Raw genomic sequence first — 18,826 nt, 5'->3', positions numbered from 1 at the left:
ATCTAGTCCTCGCTGCCGGCAACGGCCAGTTGTTTCAGGCGATAAAGCTGCTCCAGCGCTTCACGTGGCGACAGTGCATCAGCATCGATCGCCTCCAGGGCGGCGCGCAGGGGATCGACCTTCTCCTCTTCCTGCGCCGCTATAGCCGCGAAGAGCGGAAGATCGTCAAGGCCTGCGGCAATGCCTCCGGTTTTGGCCTTGCCAGCCTCCAGCCGGGTCAGCACATCCTTGGCGCGCTTGAGTACCGCCGGAGGCAAGCCTGCCAAGCGGGCGACCGCCAGACCGTAGCTGCGATCGGCAGGGCCTTGGGCCAGCTCATGGAGCAGGACAAGGTCGCCTTTCCACTCGCGCGCACGCACATGGTGGAGCGACAGCGCGGGGAGCGTTTCGGCAAGTCGCGTCAATTCATGATAGTGGGTCGCGAACAGGCAGCGGCAGCGATTGACCTCATGCACAGCCTCTACCACGGCCCATGCCAGCGCCAGCCCATCATAGGTGGACGTGCCGCGCCCCACTTCGTCCAGAATGACGAAGCTGTGTTCCGTCGCCTGGGCGAGGATCGCCGCAGTCTCCACCATCTCGACCATGAAGGTTGATTGTCCGCGCGCCAGATTGTCGGACGCGCCGACGCGGCTGAACAACCGATCGACGAGGGTCAGCGTGGCCGATTGCGCGGGCACATACGCCCCTGCCTGCGCGAGGATGACGATCAGAGCATTCTGCCGCAGGAAGGTCGATTTGCCGCCCATATTGGGACCGGTGACAAGCCAGAGCCGGTCGCTGGCGCCAAGTCGGCAGTCATTGGCGACAAAAGCTTGCCCTTCGCGTCGCAGCGCGTCCTCGACAACCGGATGACGGCCACCGATTATTTCCAGACATGGCCCGTCGCCATCCTGGGACAGGAAGTGCGGCCGCTGCCAGCCTCCTTCGGCCGCCCGCTCCGCCAGCGCCGCCGCTACATCGAGCCGTGCCAGGGCGTCGGCGGCCAGCGCGATCTCGGACTTCCGAGTCAGCGTGGATTCGATCAGATCCTCCAGATGCGCAGCCTCGGCAACCAGCGCATGCGCGCCTGCCTGTGCTACGCGGCCTGCCTGTTCGTGGAGATCTATCGAATTGAAGCGCACCACACCGGCCAATGTCTGGCGATGGGTAAAGCCGCTCTCTGGCTGCATCAATGGGTCCGCTGCGCGTGCAGGCACCTCGACATGATAGCCCAGCACGCCATTATGGCGGATCTTGAGCGATGAGATGCCCGTCTGCTCTCGATATTTCGCTTCGAGCGCGGCGATCGCCCGGCGGCCGTCACCGGCCATCCGGCGCAGTTCATCCAACGCCGGGTCATAACCATCGGCAATATAGCCACCGCTTGCCGTTTCGGTCGGGGGACTGGAGACAAGCGCTCGGGACAGGCTGTCTACCAGGGCGCCATGGCCATCGAGGGAGGGCAGCAATTGCCGCAGCAAAGGCGGCTGATCGGCGAGCCGCCCCAGCCTTTCGCGCAGCAACCGTGCTTCATTAAGCCCATCGCGCAATTGGCCCAGATCGCGCGGACTGCCCCTCCCCACTGCGACGCGCCCAAGCGCCCGGCCAACATCGGGCAGTGATCGCAGTGCCGCGCGCAACTGATCGCGCAGCATCGGATCGTCATGGAAGAGCTGGACCAGGCCCAGCCGTTCTTCGATCAGGCCCTGGTCCACAAGTGGCGCCGCCAGGTCCTGCGCCAGCATTCGCGCGCCGGCGCCGGTGACGGTGCGATCAACCGCGCCCAGCAAACTGCCCGCGCGTGCGCCGTTCATCGTCGCAATAATTTCCAGGCTCTCGCGCGTCGCGGCGTCGATGGCGACATGCGTACCGCTCGCCTTGCGCACCGGCGGAGCGAGGAAGGGCAGGGTGCCCTTGCCCGCATGATCGAGATATCCGACCAGCCCGCCCATGGCCGCCAGTTCGGCTCGTCCAAACTGCCCGAAGCCGTCGAGCGTGGCCACGCCAAACAACCGCTTAAGCGCTGCCTCGGCCCTGTTGCTGGAAAAGGCTGTGCGGTCAAAGGGGTGGGAATCGGCCAGATCGAGCGCCAGACCATCGGGCACCACGATCTCGCTCGGCCGCAGCCGCGCCAGCTCAGCGGGCAGATCAGCGGCGCGCAGCGTCAATGTCTCGAACCGGCCGGTTGATATGTCGGCGGCGGCCAGTCCTATCTCCGCCGTGCCCTCGCCTCCCACCTGTGCCAGCGCGACGAGCATGTTGTCGCGGCGGGAATCGAGCAGCGTTTCCTCGGTCAGCGTACCGGCGGTCACGTAACGGACGATTGCCCGGGCGACGAGGGCCTTGCTGCCTCGCGCCTTCGCCTCGGCCGGAGTCTCGGTCTGCTCGGCTATGGCGACGCGGTGGCCCGCCTTGATTAGTCGGGCCAGATAGCTGTCCGCGCTGTGCACGGGCACACCGCACATGGGTATCGGCGCGCCGCCATGTTCGCCCCTGCTGGTCAGCGCAATGTCGAGTGTTGCCGCCGCCGCCTTGGCGTCGTCGAAGAACAGTTCGAAAAAGTCGCCCATCCGATAAAATAGCAGGCAATCCTGCGCTTCTGCCTTCAGCGCGAGATATTGCACCATCATCGGCGTCGGTTGGCTGGCGGCAATGTCCTTGGGGCTGTGCATGACGTTCAGGCGATAGCCGCAAGCGACACATCAGGAAAGAGCGCGAAAAAAGCTGTTCTCGCGCTTGCCCACAGGACTTCCTTGCCGCTAGGGCCAATGGGCAAGGAAAATTGGGGACGGGTAAGTCATGACAGACAAGTCGAACGTGGAATTTTCAGAGCGCGAGGCGCTGTTCTTCCATTCGACGGGTCGCCCCGGCAAGATCGAGATCATCGCGTCCAAGCCCATGGCGACGCAGCGCGACCTCAGCCTCGCCTATTCGCCCGGTGTCGCGGTTCCGGTGCGGGCCATCGCCGAAGACCCTGCAACCGCCTATGATTACACCGCAAAGGGCAATTTGGTCGCCGTCATCTCCAACGGCACGGCGATCCTTGGCCTTGGCAATCTGGGGGCGCTGGCGTCCAAGCCGGTGATGGAAGGCAAGGCAGTATTGTTCAAACGCTTCGCCGACGTCGATTCCATCGATATTGAACTCAAGACCGAGGATGTCGACAAGTTCATCGACGCGGTCGAGTTGATGGAGCCGACCTTCGGCGGCATCAATCTTGAGGATATCAAGGCGCCCGAATGCTTCATCATCGAACAGACCCTGAAAGAGCGGATGAACATCCCGGTCTTTCACGATGACCAGCATGGCACGGCCATCATCGCGGCGGCGGGTGTCATCAACGCCGCAAGGCTGACTGGACGCGACATGAAGGACATGAAGGTCGTCGTGAACGGCGCAGGCGCGGCGTCCATCTCTTGCACCGAATTGATCAAGGCGATCGGCGTACCGCACGACAATGTGATCATGTGCGACAGCAAGGGCGTCATCTACCAGGGCCGCACGGAGGGCATGAACCAGTGGAAGTCGGCGCACGCGGTGAATACGGACGCCCGCACGCTGGGTGAGGCGATCAAGGGTGCGGACGTATTCCTGGGCCTGTCGGTTGCCGGGGCAGTGTCGCAGGAGATGGTGAAGGCGATGGCGGACAAGCCGATCATCTTCGCCATGGCAAACCCGGATCCGGAGATTACTCCACCCGATGTGCTGGAGGTACGCCCCGACGCGATCGTCGCTACGGGTCGGTCGGACTATCCGAACCAGGTGAACAATGTTCTCGGTTTCCCCTTCATCTTCCGCGGCGCGCTCGACGTGCGGGCGACAGGGATCAACGAGCCGATGAAGGTCGCCGCGGCGCATGCTATTGCCGAACTGGCGCGCGAGCAGGTGCCAGAGGAAGTCGCGAAGGCCTATGGCCGTTCGCACAGCTTTGGTCCCGACTATATCATTCCCGCCCCTTTCGACCCGCGCTTGATGGAGGTGGTACCCGCTGCCGTCGCCCAGGCGGCGATGGAAAGCGGCGTGGCACAAAAGCCGATTGCCGACATGGGTGCCTATCGCCAGTCACTCAAGGCCCGGCTCAATCCGACGACGTCGGTCCTCACCACTGCTTATGAAGTCGCGAAGGCCAATCCCAAGCGTGTCGTCTTTGCCGAGGCGGAAGAGGAAGTGGTTCTGCGCGCCGCCATCCAGTTCCGCGATCTTGGCTATGGTATCCCCGTGCTGGTCGGCAGGCACGACGTCTATGACAAGCTGAAGACGCTGGGCGTCCAAGACCCGGAAAGCTTTGAACTGCATAACAGCGTCAATTCGCCGCTGGTGCCTGAGATGGCCGATCGTCTTTACGAGCGGCTCCAGCGGCGCGGCCATCTGCGCCGCGACTGCGAGCGGATGGTCAACCGCGACCGCAATATCTTTGGCGCGCTGCTGGTCAGCATGGGTCACGCAGATGCGATGATCACGGGCGTGACGCGTCCTTTCGCCCAGACGCTGCGCGAGGTGAAACGGGTGATGGACCCCGTGGCGGGGCGCACGCCCTTCGGCATCCATATCATGGTGTCGAAGGACAAGACGGTGTTCCTTGCGGATACGACCGTCAACGAACGCCCTTCGGCCAATGAACTGGCGGATATTGCGGAGGGAACGGTCGCTGTTGCGCGCCGCATGGGTCATGATCCGCGTGTCGCCTTCCTTTCCTACTCCAATTTCGGCAATCCGCCCGGCGGCCATCTGGAAAATATCCGTGACGCACTGAAGGTGCTCGATGGCCGGGACGTCGATTTCGAATATGAAGGCGAAATGACCGCCGACGCGGCGCTCAACCCGACGGTGATGAAAAACTATCCTTTCAGCCGCCTGTCTGGCCCCGCAAATATCCTGGTCATGCCGGGGCTGCAGTCCGCCAATATCTCGGCAAAGCTGCTGCGCGAACTGGGGGGGACGACGATGATCGGGCCGATGCTGGTGGGTATGGAAAAGTCGGTGCAGATCGCGACCATGGCATCAAACGCTTCGGAACTGCTAACGTTGGCGGTTCTGGCGTCGGCTGGCATCGCGGTTTGAGGCCGCTGCGGCAGAGCCTTCAGCTCTGCCGCCAAAGCGCGATATCCTCCGGCCGATCGACGTCCAATGCCAGACCTGTCCTTTCCAGACGCAGGAAGGGCAGGCCGAGCCACGCGGCTTCTGCCCGGTGGGCGGCGCAACTGCCGTTCCCATAGCGGAAGCGGAATTGCGCCGCGGCAGGCAGTGGCAGCGACAAAGCGTTGGTGCCGGTGCCCGCGCGATCAGGACCCAGAGCGATGGCGTCGCGCGGCACATCCAGCAAAGCCGCCACATCTCCGGACTCGATCATTGGAAGGTCTGCGGATAGCAGTATCAAACGCTCCACATCTTGGCCTATCGCGGCATCCCGCGCGCTCGCCAGCGCCACGTTCAGCCCCCGCCCCGGATCGGCGAGCAGTGGCGTGTCCTCCGCCAGCCCGTGCCGGAATGGACCCAGCAGCAGCACGCGCTCGCGCCCTGCCACGGCTTGAGCGGCGGACACAGTCTGGCGCAGCATCGCCGCCACAAGCGATTGTCTCTCACTGTCCCCCAGCGCCGGTGACAGCCGAGTCTTGCACGCTGGGGGCGCCTTGATCGGAATGACGATCCAGCAGCGCACGGCTTTATCCGGCGATCCGGTCTGCCAGCGCCAGGGCGGCGCGCGCGACCCGCTCCCGATCCTCCAGCGTTTTCATCAGCGTGTCGGTCACGGCATATTCGATGGACAGCCCCGCAGCATTGTCCCGCCCATCGATCAACAGCCCGTCGATCACGCCTGCATAATGGTTGGCGATGCTATGATTGGTCAGGGCCAGGCCTAATTCCGCCATCAGCTTAGTCGTGGGCCCCTTGACCGCCTGACCGCCCACGATCGGGGAGACGGCCACGACCGGCGCCTTGGCGGCAATTAGGGCATCGCGGATGCCCTGAATCGCCAGGATCGGATCCACGCTCAGCCAGGGATTGGACGGCGCGATCAGGATGGCTCGTATATTCGGATCAGTGATGGCGTCAATCACGCCGGGTGCAGGCGCGGCTGCCTCTGCGCCTTCGAAGTGGATCGTCTGCACGGCAGGCGCGCAGCGGCGCTCAACGAAATAGCGCTGGAATGACAGGTGGCCTTCATCAGTCGCCAGATGGGTAGCGACCGGGTCATCGCTCATGGGCTTGATCGAAAGTTCAATCCCCCAGGCAGCGGCAAAGCGCGCGGTCACGGCGCTCAACGTCTGTCCACTCGCTAGCAGGTGCGAACGCAGGACATGTAGCGCCAGATCGCCATCGCCCAGCAGGAACCAGTCCTCGCCACCCAGCGACTTCAGGGCATCCATGAAGCTCCAGCTTTCGCCTTCTCGGCCCCATCCCTGCGACGCGTTGGCCTTACCCGAAAGGGTGTAGAGCAGCGTGTCGATGTCGGGTGATACGGTTAGGCCAAGATGGCGGAAATCATCGCCAGTGTTGACGATCGCGGTGATCCCCTGCGGGGGGCAAACCTTCATCAGGCCCAGCACCAGCTTTGCGCCGCCTACGCCGCCGGTCAGCACGACGACGCGGCTCATCGGAACAGGTCCTCTTCCAGAGGGCGAACGAGCGCGGAGGCGGGAGCATCACCGGGCGGCAGCGCCAGGCCACGCAGCAACACCGCCGGTATGCCCTCCGCGCCCTCCCCGGCCGCCAGAGCGGCGGCTGTCGCGATCTGGTCTGCGAGTGCGATCTGGGTCACTTCCAACCGGCGGCCGTCCCGGTCTGCCTCGCCCCGGCGATCTACCAGCGCGGGCAATCCCGCAGCGCCGATCGCTACGCCGACGACGCCATGCCGCCACGGCCGCCCGAAGCTGTCCGATATGACCACCGCTGGCGCGATTCCGTCGCCACCGGCAAGGGCATGGCTCAGTTCAGCCGCCGACCGATCGGGATCGACCGGCAGCAACAGGGCGCGCTCTTCTCCACCCGGGCCAATGTTCGACCGGTCGATGCCGCTGTTCGCCATCACATGCCCCAACCGATGCCGGGTGATCAGGACATGCGGCACAGCGCGCACGACGGCGCTGCTTTCACGCAGCACCAGTTCGACCAGCCGGGGGTCCTTGCGCGTTGCCCGCGCCAGCTTCTGTGCTTCGGGGCTGGGCCGCACCTCTTCCAGATCAGCCATGCGGCCTTCCGCCTTGGACAGGATCTTCTGGGTGACGACCAGCACATCCCTTTCCTGCATGGGCCAAAGCCCGGCAGTCTCCAGCGCCTCGCGCAGCATCTTGGCTAAATCGTCGCCGGCGCATATCTCTGGCATGCCGGTCAGCGGATGAATCGCAATCATAATGCGATGTAGCGCGCTATCCCGCCAGAGGGTAGCGGCTGGATGAGCTTAATCACCGGCCAGGCACGAAAGCTTGGTGATTTTCCCTTGCCAGCCAAAAGGCGAGCGGTGAATTGTCCTTGCGAGAGCGCCTCTGACGCCAGATTTGCAGGATAACAGTCATGACCGATGCCGCAGAATTCGATAGCGCCACGTTCCGGCGCGTGCTGGGCCATTACCCCACGGGCGTCTGCGTCGTGACCGCTGTCGGACAGGACGGTGCGCCCACAGGCATGGTGGTCGGCTCCTTCACCTCAGTCTCGCTCGACCCGCCATTGGTGGCCTTTTTTCCAGCAAAGTCGTCCAGCAGCTGGCCCCTGATCGAGCGGGCAGGACGCTTTTGCGTCAACATCCTCGCCAGTGACCAGCAATTGCTGTGTCGTAAATTCTCGGCCAAGGGCGCGGACAAGTTTGCTGGCGTGACGCATCGCGTATCTACGTTGGGTTCTCCAATTCTCGACGATGTCGTCGCCTGGATCGATTGCACGATGGAGGCGGTGCACGAGGCCGGAGACCATTATATAGTTGTTGGCCGCGTAAAGGCGCTGGAGGTCGACAGGCCGGGCAAACCGCTGCTGTTTTTCCAGGGCGCTTATGGAGAGTTCGCGAATCTCGCGTAGCCGCGTCAGCCCCGTTACGGCTCCTTAAGGTGGTTTCGCTAGGGTGATCGTCATGACTGCCTTGCTCATCACCATCGACACGGAATTGTCGGCGCTGTTCCACGAGCAGGGTGTCGGTTTGGACGGCAATATTCGCCGCTCGATCTGGGGCGAGGTACGCGACGGCGCATATGGCGTTGGCTGGCAGATGGATGAACTGGAAAGACATGGCCTGAAAGGCGTGTTCTTTCTCGATCCCATGCCCGCGCTGGTTCACGGGGCCGAATTTCTCAAGCCCATCATCGATGCGATCGCGGGGCGGGGGCATGAGGTGCAGTTGCATATCCACAGCGAATGGCTTCGCTGGGTGCCCGCATCTCCCATCGGCGGACGGCAGGGACGCAACATTGGCGATTTCACGCTGGAGGACCAGGTCACGCTTCTGAGCCTGGGACGGCAATGGCTGGAGGAAGCGGGTGCGCCTGCCATCACTGCATTTCGGGCGGGAAATTTCGGGGCGAATGATGATACGCTGCGGGCGTTGGCGCAGGTCGGCATCGGCTGGGACAGCAGTGTCAATCCCGCCTATCATCGCCATGGTTGCCGTATCAGCGACGCGCGAAATCAAATAGGCCCGACGCGCAGATCAGGTGTATGCGAACTGCCGGTTTCCGGCATTGTCGATCGCCCCGGCGGCTTTCGGCCTGCACAGATATGCGCGATGTCGGCCCGGGAGATGCGCACGGGACTGCGGCATGCCGTGAGCGAAGGGCACCTGGCCTTTGTCGTCGTCACGCATAGCTTTGAAATGCTCTCCCGTGACCGGAAGCGCCCCAACCGTGCCGTGATGCGCCGCTTCACTGCCCTTTGCCGACAGGCGACGGAGATGACGGGCCTGGGCGTCTGCGCCTTTCGCGATCTTCCGCCCAATCTCCTTGCTGAACAGAGGCCACTGCAGACTCGCGTTCGGCCATGCCGCCTGCGTACCACCAGCCGCATGGTGCAGCAGCTCTGGGCAAGCTGGCGCTATGAACGGCGCTTGATCCCCGCTTGATGCTCGTCGCGGTGGAAGTCGCATCGACGATCATAAAACGGTGGCGGAGACGGAGGGATTCGAACCCTCGGTACCGTATTCACAGTACGACGGTTTAGCAAACCGTTGGTTTCAGCCACTCACCCACGTCTCCAAACATGGCCTGAACGCCCGCTTGGGGCGGGACAGCGGCTAGGCGAGAAGCGCTATAACGGCGGCTTTCGCGCAAGGCAACGGGTCTTGGTCATGAAATTCCATCAATTCTGATCGCCAGATTCGTTCCACCCCGTTATCGACTCGTGTCGCCGTTCGTTCATTGTCGTTTCAGCTTGCCATCCGATAATCTGCTAGATGGTTGAAGAGCGGGTATCCGGGGAGTTGTTGGCATGATCGGGATGATGAAGCGGATGGCGATCCGCGTGACGCTTGGCGGCACGTGGACCCTCGCGGCCCTGGGGATGGCGATGACGCCTGTCGCTGCACAGGCGCAGGTGCGCACGGTCGATCCCAACACGGCGATCGATGCCGACCTTGCGCCAGTCCCGCCGTCGAATAGCACCCCTACCGATCCCGGCGTCGATAGCAGCGCACCGCCAATCGATGCGCCGGCACCGGATTCAGTGCCCCCTGCGATTGGCAACAGCACGGCGACCGGCGCGCCAGTAACGGCCAACTCACCGCCCGCCGCCCTTACGCCCAGCGAATCCTATCAGGAAGATGATCTGATCGGCGCGGCCGAGGGGGTGTTTGGAAAGGGTGCCGAGGGCCTTGCGGGAATGATCGAAAAGATCCTGAAGGATCAGGGCCGTCCCAACGCCTACATCGCAGGGCGTGAAGCCTCGGGCGCCTTCGTCGTCGGTCTGCGATATGGATCTGGCACGCTGAACCATAAGGTGGAGGGACGCCGCGAGGTCTATTGGACCGGTCCGTCGATCGGTTTCGATGTGGGCGGCAATGCGTCCAATACCTTCGTACTCGTCTATAATCTCTACGACACACAAGATCTTTACCATCGCTTCCCGGCTGCCGAGGGCACGGCCTATCTGGTGGGCGGATTCACCGCCAGCTATCTGCGCTGGGGCAGCGTCGTGCTGATTCCGATACGGTTGGGCGTCGGCTATCGGCTGGGCGTCAATGCGGGGTACATGAAGTTCACCGAGAAGCGGAACTGGTTGCCCTTCTGAACAGGCTTCAGAGCGGGAAGTTCAGCTGTTGCGCCGCCTCTCTGCCATCAATCTGGTCAAGATTGTGGACGCCCAGACCCAGCAATCGTGCGCCCATGCGCAACGGCAGTTGGGCCAGTAGCAATGCGCGCGCCGTTTCCGCCAGCAGTTCAGGTGATCGTACCGGCGCAGCCATGCTCTTCGACCGGGTGATGATCCGGAAGTCGGCGAACTTGATTTTCAGCACGACCGTCCGGCCATAGGCGCCGCTTTTCTCAATCCTGCCCCATAGGCTTTGCGCGATCCGGTCGATCTGCGCGACCAGCATGTCCTGCGTGATAAGGTCTTCGAAGAAGGTGTCCTCGACGCTGACCGACTTCCTTTCCTGCCGTTCATGCACTGGCCGGTCATCCTCACCCCGTGCCGCGCGATAATAGAAGGGGGCGGCGCTGCCGAAATGCTGTTGCAGGAAGGCAAGGTCGCGCGACCGCAGATCCGCGCCTGTTTCGATCCCCAAGGCATGCATGCGCTGCGCCGTGACTGGTCCGACCCCATGGATTCGCCGCACGGGCATCGTCGCCATGAAATCCGCACCTCCGCCGGGCCGCACGACGCAAATGCCATCGGGCTTGTTTTGATCCGAAGCGAGCTTGGCGATCAGCTTGTTATAGGAAACGCCTGCCGAGGCGGTCAGGCCGGTCTCTTCCCGAATCATGCGCCTGATTTCCTCGGCGATGATCGTGGCTGATGCGAGGCCCAGCTTGTCGGAGGTGACGTCCAGATAGGCTTCGTCCAGCGAAAGCGGCTGGATGATGTCGGTGAACCGTGAAAAAATCTCACGTACCTGCGCAGACACAGCGCGATAGGCGTCAAATCGCGGCTTCACGAAGATCAGGTCCGGGCATAGTCGCCGCGCCCGCGCACCCGGCATGGCCGACTTGATGCCAAAGACGCGCGCTTCATAGCTGGCGGTAGCGACGACCCCGCGTGGACCGCCACCCCCGACCGCGATCGGCTTACCCCTCAGTTCCGGATTGTCGCGCTGCTCGACCGACGCGTAAAAGGCGTCCATGTCGATATGGATGATCTTGCGCGGTGGAGCCTCCATGGCGGGTTTTCATGCCATAGAAGGAACGAAAGGGAAACAAGCGGTCGCTTCAGCTCAGGGCTTTTTGTCCTTGAGGGATAGCAACGCTGCAAAGGGGCTTGCCTGCTCCTCGCTCAGTACGCCGGCCTCGCGGAGATAGGTATCGGCCTCCGTTGACCGGGGATAGGGGGTCATTGCCAGAGCTAGGGTCTCCGCCACGGCTTCGCCCATGTCGATCATCTGGCCGTCATAGCCGATGATGTCACAATCCAGCGAATCAATCTCGAGCTCCTCGGCCTCCGCTTCCTCACCGCTCTCTTTCACGAAGCGCAGGTGGAAATCGGTATCGATCGTCTCCGGCACGGCCACGCCGGTGGCGACGCAAGGCTGCGCGAGTTCCGCCCGCACTCGTCCGCGCGCAAGAATCGCATCACTTTCCTCGCTCAGCGCGTAGTCGGCTTCCAGCCGGTCGAGCCTGAGCAGGTTGAACCGGCGCGCCAGCGCGTCACGTTCGCTGGCATCGGCGGTGATGGTAATGCCTTGTGCATGACGAGCGATCTGGTCGGCGCGGACGGGCCGGGAAAATTCAGGCGCGGGGTTGATCATCCAAGATCTCCCATCAGCAGTGTTTCGCGAGATAGTGCGGAGAGGCGGATCCAGAGCGCCTGGAGAGAGGATTCGATGTGGCTAATTGCATTTTCAGTTGGTTCGTCGCCGCGATAGAGATTGCGGACCAGTGCTTCGCGCAGCTCGGCGCCCTCCAACAAAGCGGCCCGATAGGCCGACAGGCGGCCGCCCAGCGCGCTGACCATCCGGCCTATATGTTTGCCGACCACGACGTCGCCAATGCCTTCCTGCCGCAACTGGCCGTCCATGTCATCGACGAACAATTCGGTCAGCCAAACGCTTTCCTGCGCCGCATCCAGCGCTTCCAACCGCATCAGCACCTGCGCCAGAACGGCAACGATCATGTCAAACCGCCCATCGATCGTGTCGGGCGCCTGGCCTTCCAGATACCAATGGGGCTGGCGCCCTTCGTGGACGACGGCCTGATAGAGCGGCTGCATCGCGTCCTTTGGATCGGCGCGCGCGAACAGACGCTGGAAGAGGTTGGGCATGACGAAGCGGTTTCCTGGCTGAACGGAACGGAGGCCCCCTTGCCGGGGCTTGCGCATTTCCATATTGATCGGCAGGCCGCGTGATGCAATGGCGGCTTTGGTTTTCGCGTTTTCCGGGGCTCGTCCCGGCAGGAGAAGTTCATGCGTCTGTTCAGCCGACATCTGTTGCTCGCCGTCGGCCTTGGCGCGCTTGTTCTGGGAGCATCGGGCTGCACGCGCATTCGCACCCACCAGGGCTATCAGGTCGACAAGCTGCTGGTCGATTCGATCCAGCCCGGCATTGACAATCGGGCATCGGTCGAAGCCACTTTGGGCCGTCCTAGCTTTACTGCGCAATTTGGCGACCAGGATTGGTATTATGTGTCGCGCGACATGCGGGCGCTGGCCTTTTCCAATCCCAAGCCCGTAGCCCAGACCATCCTTCATGTCCGCTTTGACGCTGCCGGCAATGTGGTTGCCGTCGATCGCACGGGTCTGGAGCAGGTCGCGAAAATCTCGCCCTCTGGCGACAAGACCCCGACGCTGGGCCGTCATCGTAGCCTGTTCGATGAGATTTTCGGCAATATCGGCGCGGTTGGCGCGGGTGGCATGGGCGGCGGTGGCGGTGGCAGCAATACCGGCGGCCCCAACGGCAGCTGAGATCGCGGGCCGATCATTCCGGCCAGTCTCACCATCACTTTACTGTGGTCAATGGCGGCGCTGTTCGCGTCGCCGTTGTTGCTTTGAATCCATCAACGCTCCGAGTCTTACCAGCGGGATGCAGTCACACAGCTGCTTCCACCTCAAATGACGGGCATCCAAGTGATTGTTCTTATTAAGGAAGAGAATTAAAATTTGACGTTAATAAATAGAGACTCGCAACGGCGACATGGGAGGCATATGCTTTTGATCGTGTCCTTCGCAGTAAGCCTAAAGTAGTATTTCTGGCACTGCGCTTAAGGCATAGACTATAAGGATAGCACCGGAATCGTCTGTATTAACAAGATGTTACTGGATTTTGTTAATAACCCAAAATTTCCATTCAGCGATTCAGGACTCTGACGGCACAAATATGCTAGTCATAAGTTATTGAAACGAAAAGAAAGGGTCGCACTGCAGGCATTTGGTCACTGGTCTTTCACGCGTCGTTTGGGGCCTGCTAACGGACGTGGAAGAGATCATGAGGGGAATACCCAATGGCTTACCCAGTCAATGTGCGTCTGTTGTGCGGAAATGCAATTGTTCGAGAAGGTTTGAGTCGGATCCTGACAGAACGGGATTTCCGAGTCAGCCAGTATCCCAACATTGCAACTGCGCTTCAAAAAGCGGAGGTGCCGGAGGAAGATACCGGACCTTCTTTGCTTCTGTTGGATAGCGGTACGGACGAATTGGATGCAGATAGCGTTGCCGTGCTTCAACGGCGCTTTCCCTGCACCTATCTGGTTGTTCTGTCTGATCGTTTCGACTTCCAGATCATGCTCAAGGCGTTCCGACTGGGGGCGATGGGCTACATCATCAAGGAAATCAGCTGTGATCGTCTGGTGGCGACGCTGAATCTCGTTGCGATGGGCGAACGGGTGCTGCCACCGCAGCTCGCTGACGAATTGCAGTCGCGGCCTACGCTCACGGACGCTCTGGAGGTCGAACGGCCCGTGGATGCGGCCAGCTTGTCGGACCGGGAGCTGGAAATCCTCCGCTGGCTCATCATGGGATGCCCAAACAAGGTCATCTCAAAGCGGATGGAAATCAGCGAAGCGACGGTCAAGGTTCACGTCAAGGCGGTGCTGCGCAAGCTACGCGTCAAAAACCGCACCCAAGCCGCCATTTGGGCCGCAAATCACGGCATGCGTGGACGCGTGTCGGATGTAGAAGCACCTTTGGCAGTGGACGTGGCTGTTCCCCATCCCGCCCAACTGCCGCCGCTCGAGCTGACCGCTGTGCCGCTCAGCCGGGCCTGAATCGCTGCCGCCGCGGCCTGTGGAGGGGCCGCGGTACTGCGCTGCAGGGATCCTTTTTTGCCCTGACGTGAACGGTCCAGCATGCGAGTCGCCGCACTCTACGCGAGTGCAGCCGCACGTTCCGGCTGAAGGCGGCGCTGGCCGAGTGAAGCCCTCGATTGCATCGGTCTTGCTTGGGCGCAAAAGCTGCTATTTTCCGATCGTCCAAGTTTAATGGCGAAGGAAGAGGCTATTCTCTCCTGAAGATCAGGAGATCGCCTTCCCAATGTCCAAAGCTGATGCGATCAGCAATTTCCTGCGGCCGTGCGGCGATCGTATTGGCTACCGGAATATGGAGACCACGTGCCTTTCGATCATAGCGTTGCCGGTGCGAACGGCGGGCAATAGGAAGATGGCGCCACAGTTCGGCGTGCTCAGTGGTTCGGCGACGCTGAAGCTGGGCGGCCCGGACGGGCGGCAGGTAGCGGCCGCCGCTGGCGACGCGCTGTTGCTGCCAGCGCTGCATGTCGGCGAGCGAGGATTTCTAGGTGGTCGGCGCCTATCCGAAAGGGCAGAGCTGGGAAAGCCGCCGACCACGCAATCGGCGGTACGCAGTTGCTTAACCTTGCGCGTCGCGCGCTCGCCCGGTCGATAGGGCTCGGCGACCGCCTGGCGATCACCCCGTCGAGCGCGCCGCCGGTTTCGGTCAGCGCCATAGCAATAAGGCGGCGGGAAAACTGAAGTGGGAGGATACGGCGCTTCCAAACAGAGGTGTATCTTAGTTGCCCCCCGCCAGATATGTCTGCTGCAAACGGAGCGTCAGTGCATTATCGATACCCAATGCTTTGCGGCGATAGGCGTCGAAGGAACCATAACGCTGCTCTACCTCCGCAAAGGCAGCGTCCAGAAATGCCGGTTGCACCCCCAGCAGAGGCTCTAGCAAGGCGCGATCTACGCTCGCAAGCGCTGGGTTGCTCACAAGCATTTTTTTGTTCTTTTCCGCTAGCGCGGCATTGCTGGCCAGATAGTCGGCAACCACCGTTTCCCTCGGCACACCCAATAGGGTTAGGATGACCGCCGCGGCCCACCCGGTGCGGTCTTTGCCAGCTGTGCAATGGAACAGGGTGGCCTGTCGACCATCGGCTTCGGAGACACGTTGAAGCAGCAAAGAATAGGCATTCCGCGCGCTGTCGGCAGACACGAACTTCCCGTATATGCCGAGCCCATAATCATAGGCCTGCCCCGCCCGGATCAGCTTCATTACCTGCGCCAGATCGGCTGATCCTTCATCATCGGCCATGACGTTCATCACTTCGTGAACTGCGCCTGGCGGGATGGTGTCGGGCTCGCGTCTACGTTCCCCAGAGGTCCGCAGGTCAGCGATGTGACCGATGCCAAGCGCTGCCACACGGGCGAGATCTTCGCTCGTCAATCGATCAAGTTGATCGGAGCGATAGAGTAGCCCCATTCGCACCCACCGCCCATCGGTTGTTCGATATCCGCCCAGGTCGCGAAAATTCGGGGCGGATGCCAGATGCAGATCGCGATCGGCCACCACCAAAGGGCTGCCCTGGCTTGGCACGATCGCGAAAAACCAGCGCGGACCGGCAGCGAGGTTGGTCACAAGGACGCGCCCCCGCTCAGCCCCAAATCCGACAGGCCGGGACCGGTCGGAAACGTCCCGGTCGGCTCCAGCATAGACGGTAACGGCGCCCGTTCCAGCCCCCACCCAGGAAACGAGATAGTTGCCTTCCCCATCCCGTTTCGCTTCGGCATGAATAAACGGAATGTGCTCAGGGGCGAGATGAGCGGCCTGCCTCTCCCCACGGGGCAGCGCCGTTTGGCATCCCTGCAATAGCGGGGCGAAAGCCAGGAATAGCGCCGGGATGAGGCGGGCCAGTCTCATGCGCGTGATCCTTTCAGAATTTGAAGGTCGCCTCGACCCCGTAGGTTCGCGGCTCGTTGAAGTTGACGGTGTCGGTATTCGACAGCCCGGCTCCCGCCGCCCGGAACTTCCATGTCTCGAACTGCTCATTGAACAGATTGCGTCCCCAAAGGGCCACAGACATTTTCCCGGCGGCACCGACATCTATATCAGACAAGGTCACCCGTCCGTTGACAAGAAAGTACCCCGGAGAACGAGGAGACTCAGCAAAGGAGTGGAAGGAAGTGGAATAGTTCGCGTCCGCATGCAGGGTAATGGTTCGTTCATCAATTGGAACGGAGTAATCAACCGCTGCGGTTCCCGAATGCTTGGGTGTGAACGCCATATAGAAGGCTTGCGGCAGACCAGATAGCGGACTGACGATCTGGGGCACTTCAGTCGTGATGAAATTATAACTGGTGGTCAGCGTCAAACCTCGCGCAGGGGTGACGGTCAGGTCGACTTCCGCTCCTTCAATCTTCACCTTGCCCGGGACATTGGCGATTTCGCTGGTTGACGGGTTGGACGGGTAGGGAAAGACTACCTGCATATCCTTATAGTCGCTGTGATATAGGGCGATGTTCAGGCGCGCCCGCCGGTCCCAGAATTCGGATTTCAATCCGAGTTCCCATGATCCCACCTCCTCTTCGGCGAAGGGACGGAATGTGGGCGAACGCGAACCACCGCCACCTGCGCGGTAGGCAACGCCATATTTCACATAGGCGTTCACGTCCCTGGAGATGTCATAGGCGACCGTCACCATCGGGTCGGTGCGTTTGGAGGAGAAACGGTAGGCGAGCGTCGAGGGGACGCCACGCAACAGATCGAGTGTGCCGTGCTTGCGGTCATGGGTGTAGCGCAGACCGCCTGTCAGGTGCAGTCGGTCGTCCAATATGGAGGGCGTCCAGGTCGCCTGCGCAAAGAGTGCGTCTGACTTGACATGGTTTGAGGATGCACGATCGGGAGGCAGGCCGCCTACCGGCGGATTGTTGACCGTGTAGGCCGTGCCATTGGCGTTCCAGCGATAGAGGAAAGGCGCATAGGCGCTATCATGCGCATCCTCCTCGAAGTGAAATGCACCCACCACATATTTCAGATGGTCGGTCGTCCCGATGACCTGCAATTCCTGGCTGAACTGATCCTGCTTCACCGTGGCAAGACTGCGTCGAGCGAAATTGCCGTTGGGGCGATAGCCGATCAGGTAACCGCCATCATTGTCGTCCTGCGTCTGGTCCAGCTTGCGATAGGCCGTGATGGAACGGACAGTCATCCCATCGGCTATGTCCCAGTTGAGCGTCAGGCTATGGCCGTGCACCTTGGCCACCGACGGGTCCAGCGGCACGCCGATCCTTCCCGTATTCACCCGGTCGGGTTCCAGCGAGAAGATGGGCGGCAGCGCCACGCCGGGGAGTGCCTCGGCGATATGAGTGTAAGCGGGCGATGAACTGTCCTTCGATATGTCGAAGGAATAGAGCGCCTCGAAATCGGAAGAGGGTTCCCACAGAGCTTGCGCGCGGAAGCCCCATTTCCTGTACTGACCCCAGTCCCATGCATCGGAATATTCATTATCCACCCAGCCATCACGGCGACTGAAAAGACCATCGAGCTTGACGCTCACCCCCGCCAGTGCCGGAAGGTTCAGCGTGCCCTTCAGCCGCTGACCGTCGAAGTTTGACAGGCCGCCTGTCACCTCGAAACCCAGTCGTCCCGTCGGCCGCTTCGAGATGATATTGAGCGCGCCACCCACGGCGTTGCGGCCAAAAAGCGTCCCCTGCGGACCGCGCAGCACCTCAATCCGTTCCAGATCGAACAACTCGGTGCCCAGCCCCTGAACCCGGCCGAGATAGACGCCGTCGATATAGATGCCGACGGCAGAATCCCGGCTGATCTGGGATGGATCGCCTCCCGTGATGCCGCGCATCGTGACCATCAAGGCATTGCCGCGTCCGCTTTGTGTCGCCATCTTGATGGATGGAACGGCGCCGGACATCAGGTCCTGTATGCCCTGTATACCGCGCTGGGTGAGTTGCTCCGAATTGACGACGTCAATGGAAATCGGCGTATCTTGGACATTTTCCGCGCGCTTCTGGGCGGTGACGATAATATCGGACAGTCCAGCCGGCTGTGCCGCAGCTTCGGCAGGAGCCGGCGCGAGAGCCGCTGGCGCGTCTATCGGATGCGGCGTGCTCAGAGCTGCAAGCTTGTGCAGCAACTGAGGCGCGGGAGCCGCAGTGTTCAGCATGATCACGCCGTCAGACGTGCTGGTGGCATGAAGGCCCGAGCCGCCGATCAGCCGTTCGAGGGCCCCGTCGATCGGAAAGCGTCCCCGTAGCGCAGGAGCTTGTCGGCCCTGAACGAAGCGTTCCGAGAAAAGGATGGGCCTACCCGCCTGCAGGCCGAACTGACGCAGTGCATCGCCCAAGGGCTGTGCGGCTATGTTGAACTGCTTTTGCGGTGACTGCGCCTGCACCATGGCAGGCGTGACAAGAGCCGTTGCTAAAAAAAGAGACACCTGCAGCGCACAACGACGGTAAGACATCGCCATTCTTCCCCCCTCAGGACGGCATCTGCTGGCCGCCTGAAGGGTATGACGCAGGTCATGACCAAACCCGGA

Annotated in this window: 15 protein-coding genes, 1 tRNA gene and 1 pseudogene; 6 read left to right on the top strand and 11 right to left on the bottom strand. The window is 61.7% G+C overall.

What is annotated here, in order from left to right:
* Positions 1–2: 2 nt before the first annotated feature.
* Positions 3–2,654, bottom strand: a complete 2,652-nt coding sequence (gene mutS, locus K663_RS16480) for a DNA mismatch repair protein MutS (RefSeq protein WP_062119980.1) — start codon at positions 2,652–2,654, stop codon at positions 3–5.
* Between the two features lie 127 nt (positions 2,655–2,781).
* Between mutS and K663_RS16475 the strand changes: the two genes are divergently transcribed.
* Positions 2,782–5,043, top strand: coding sequence for an NADP-dependent malic enzyme (locus tag K663_RS16475; protein ID WP_062119977.1), 2,262 nt, complete (start codon positions 2,782–2,784; stop codon positions 5,041–5,043).
* A gap of 19 nt (positions 5,044–5,062) precedes the next feature.
* On the opposite strand, the gene cofC is transcribed toward K663_RS16475, so the two are convergent.
* Genes cofC through cofE form a run of 3 tightly spaced genes read right to left on the bottom strand, consistent with a single transcriptional unit; the run spans position 5,063 to position 7,333 of the window.
* On the bottom strand, positions 5,063–5,641 hold the full coding sequence (gene cofC, locus K663_RS16470; RefSeq protein WP_062119965.1) for a 2-phospho-L-lactate guanylyltransferase: 579 nt from the start codon (positions 5,639–5,641) through the stop codon (positions 5,063–5,065).
* A gap of 4 nt (positions 5,642–5,645) precedes the next feature.
* A complete protein-coding gene (gene cofD, locus K663_RS16465; protein ID WP_062119961.1) occupies positions 5,646–6,578 on the bottom strand; it encodes a 2-phospho-L-lactate transferase in 933 nt (310 codons plus the stop codon).
* Positions 6,575–7,333, bottom strand: coding sequence for a coenzyme F420-0:L-glutamate ligase (cofE, locus tag K663_RS16460; protein ID WP_062119959.1), 759 nt, complete (start codon positions 7,331–7,333; stop codon positions 6,575–6,577). The genes cofD and cofE overlap by 4 nt, the downstream gene beginning before the upstream one ends.
* A gap of 161 nt (positions 7,334–7,494) precedes the next feature.
* Here cofE and K663_RS16455 point away from each other — a divergent pair, with 161 nt between their 5' ends.
* The gene (locus tag K663_RS16455) at positions 7,495–7,992 is read left to right on the top strand and encodes a flavin reductase family protein (protein WP_062119956.1); all 498 of its coding nucleotides are present in this window, start codon (positions 7,495–7,497) and stop codon (positions 7,990–7,992) included.
* A gap of 52 nt (positions 7,993–8,044) precedes the next feature.
* Positions 8,045–9,025 (top strand): polysaccharide deacetylase family protein, encoded by a 981-nt coding sequence (locus tag K663_RS16450; protein ID WP_062119953.1) that lies wholly within the window; start codon positions 8,045–8,047, stop codon positions 9,023–9,025.
* 41 nt (positions 9,026–9,066) lie between these two features.
* Here K663_RS16450 and K663_RS16445 read toward each other — a convergent pair.
* Positions 9,067–9,158 (bottom strand) — tRNA-Ser (locus K663_RS16445).
* 232 nt (positions 9,159–9,390) lie between these two features.
* On the opposite strand from K663_RS16445, the gene K663_RS16440 reads away from it, so the two are divergent.
* Positions 9,391–10,188, top strand: a complete 798-nt coding sequence (locus K663_RS16440) for an EipA family protein (protein WP_062119951.1) — start codon at positions 9,391–9,393, stop codon at positions 10,186–10,188.
* 7 nt (positions 10,189–10,195) lie between these two features.
* Here the strand turns inward: K663_RS16440 and dinB are convergent, their stop codons facing one another.
* From dinB to K663_RS16425, 3 genes are read right to left on the bottom strand one after another with little or no spacing between them, the layout of a single operon-like run.
* On the bottom strand, positions 10,196–11,275 hold the full coding sequence (gene dinB / locus K663_RS16435; protein ID WP_062119948.1) for a DNA polymerase IV: 1,080 nt from the start codon (positions 11,273–11,275) through the stop codon (positions 10,196–10,198).
* 54 nt (positions 11,276–11,329) lie between these two features.
* A complete protein-coding gene (locus tag K663_RS16430; protein WP_443018976.1) occupies positions 11,330–11,860 on the bottom strand; it encodes a YceD family protein in 531 nt (176 codons plus the stop codon).
* On the bottom strand, positions 11,857–12,372 hold the full coding sequence (locus K663_RS16425; RefSeq protein ID WP_062121114.1) for a ubiquinol-cytochrome C chaperone family protein: 516 nt from the start codon (positions 12,370–12,372) through the stop codon (positions 11,857–11,859). The genes K663_RS16430 and K663_RS16425 overlap by 4 nt, the downstream gene beginning before the upstream one ends.
* A gap of 141 nt (positions 12,373–12,513) precedes the next feature.
* Here K663_RS16425 and K663_RS16420 point away from each other — a divergent pair, with 141 nt between their 5' ends.
* Both K663_RS16420 and K663_RS16415 read left to right on the top strand, forming a co-directional pair.
* The gene (locus K663_RS16420) at positions 12,514–13,011 is read left to right on the top strand and encodes an outer membrane protein assembly factor BamE (protein ID WP_062119945.1); all 498 of its coding nucleotides are present in this window, start codon (positions 12,514–12,516) and stop codon (positions 13,009–13,011) included.
* 536 nt (positions 13,012–13,547) lie between these two features.
* Positions 13,548–14,309 carry a LuxR C-terminal-related transcriptional regulator gene (locus tag K663_RS16415; protein WP_062119943.1) on the top strand — a complete coding sequence of 254 codons (762 nt, stop codon included), beginning with the start codon at positions 13,548–13,550 and terminating at the stop codon, positions 14,307–14,309.
* 232 nt (positions 14,310–14,541) lie between these two features.
* On the opposite strand, the pseudogene K663_RS25285 reads toward K663_RS16415, so the two are convergent.
* From K663_RS25285 to K663_RS16400, 3 genes and pseudogenes are all read right to left on the bottom strand, one after another.
* A pseudogene (locus tag K663_RS25285) lies at positions 14,542–14,715 on the bottom strand (IS30 family transposase); the annotation flags it as partial.
* A 351-nt stretch (positions 14,716–15,066) separates the two neighbouring features.
* Positions 15,067–16,194 (bottom strand): tyrosine-protein phosphatase, encoded by a 1,128-nt coding sequence (locus K663_RS16405; protein ID WP_062119937.1) that lies wholly within the window; start codon positions 16,192–16,194, stop codon positions 15,067–15,069.
* Between the two features lie 13 nt (positions 16,195–16,207).
* Positions 16,208–18,757 (bottom strand): TonB-dependent receptor domain-containing protein, encoded by a 2,550-nt coding sequence (locus tag K663_RS16400; RefSeq protein WP_235589469.1) that lies wholly within the window; start codon positions 18,755–18,757, stop codon positions 16,208–16,210.
* Positions 18,758–18,826 lie beyond the last annotated feature (69 nt).

This window comes from Sphingobium sp. MI1205, assembly GCF_001563285.1.
GTDB lineage: Bacteria > Pseudomonadota > Alphaproteobacteria > Sphingomonadales > Sphingomonadaceae > Sphingobium.
Note: the sequence above shows the minus strand (reverse complement) of the source record. Positions and strands in the feature narration are given on the sequence as shown.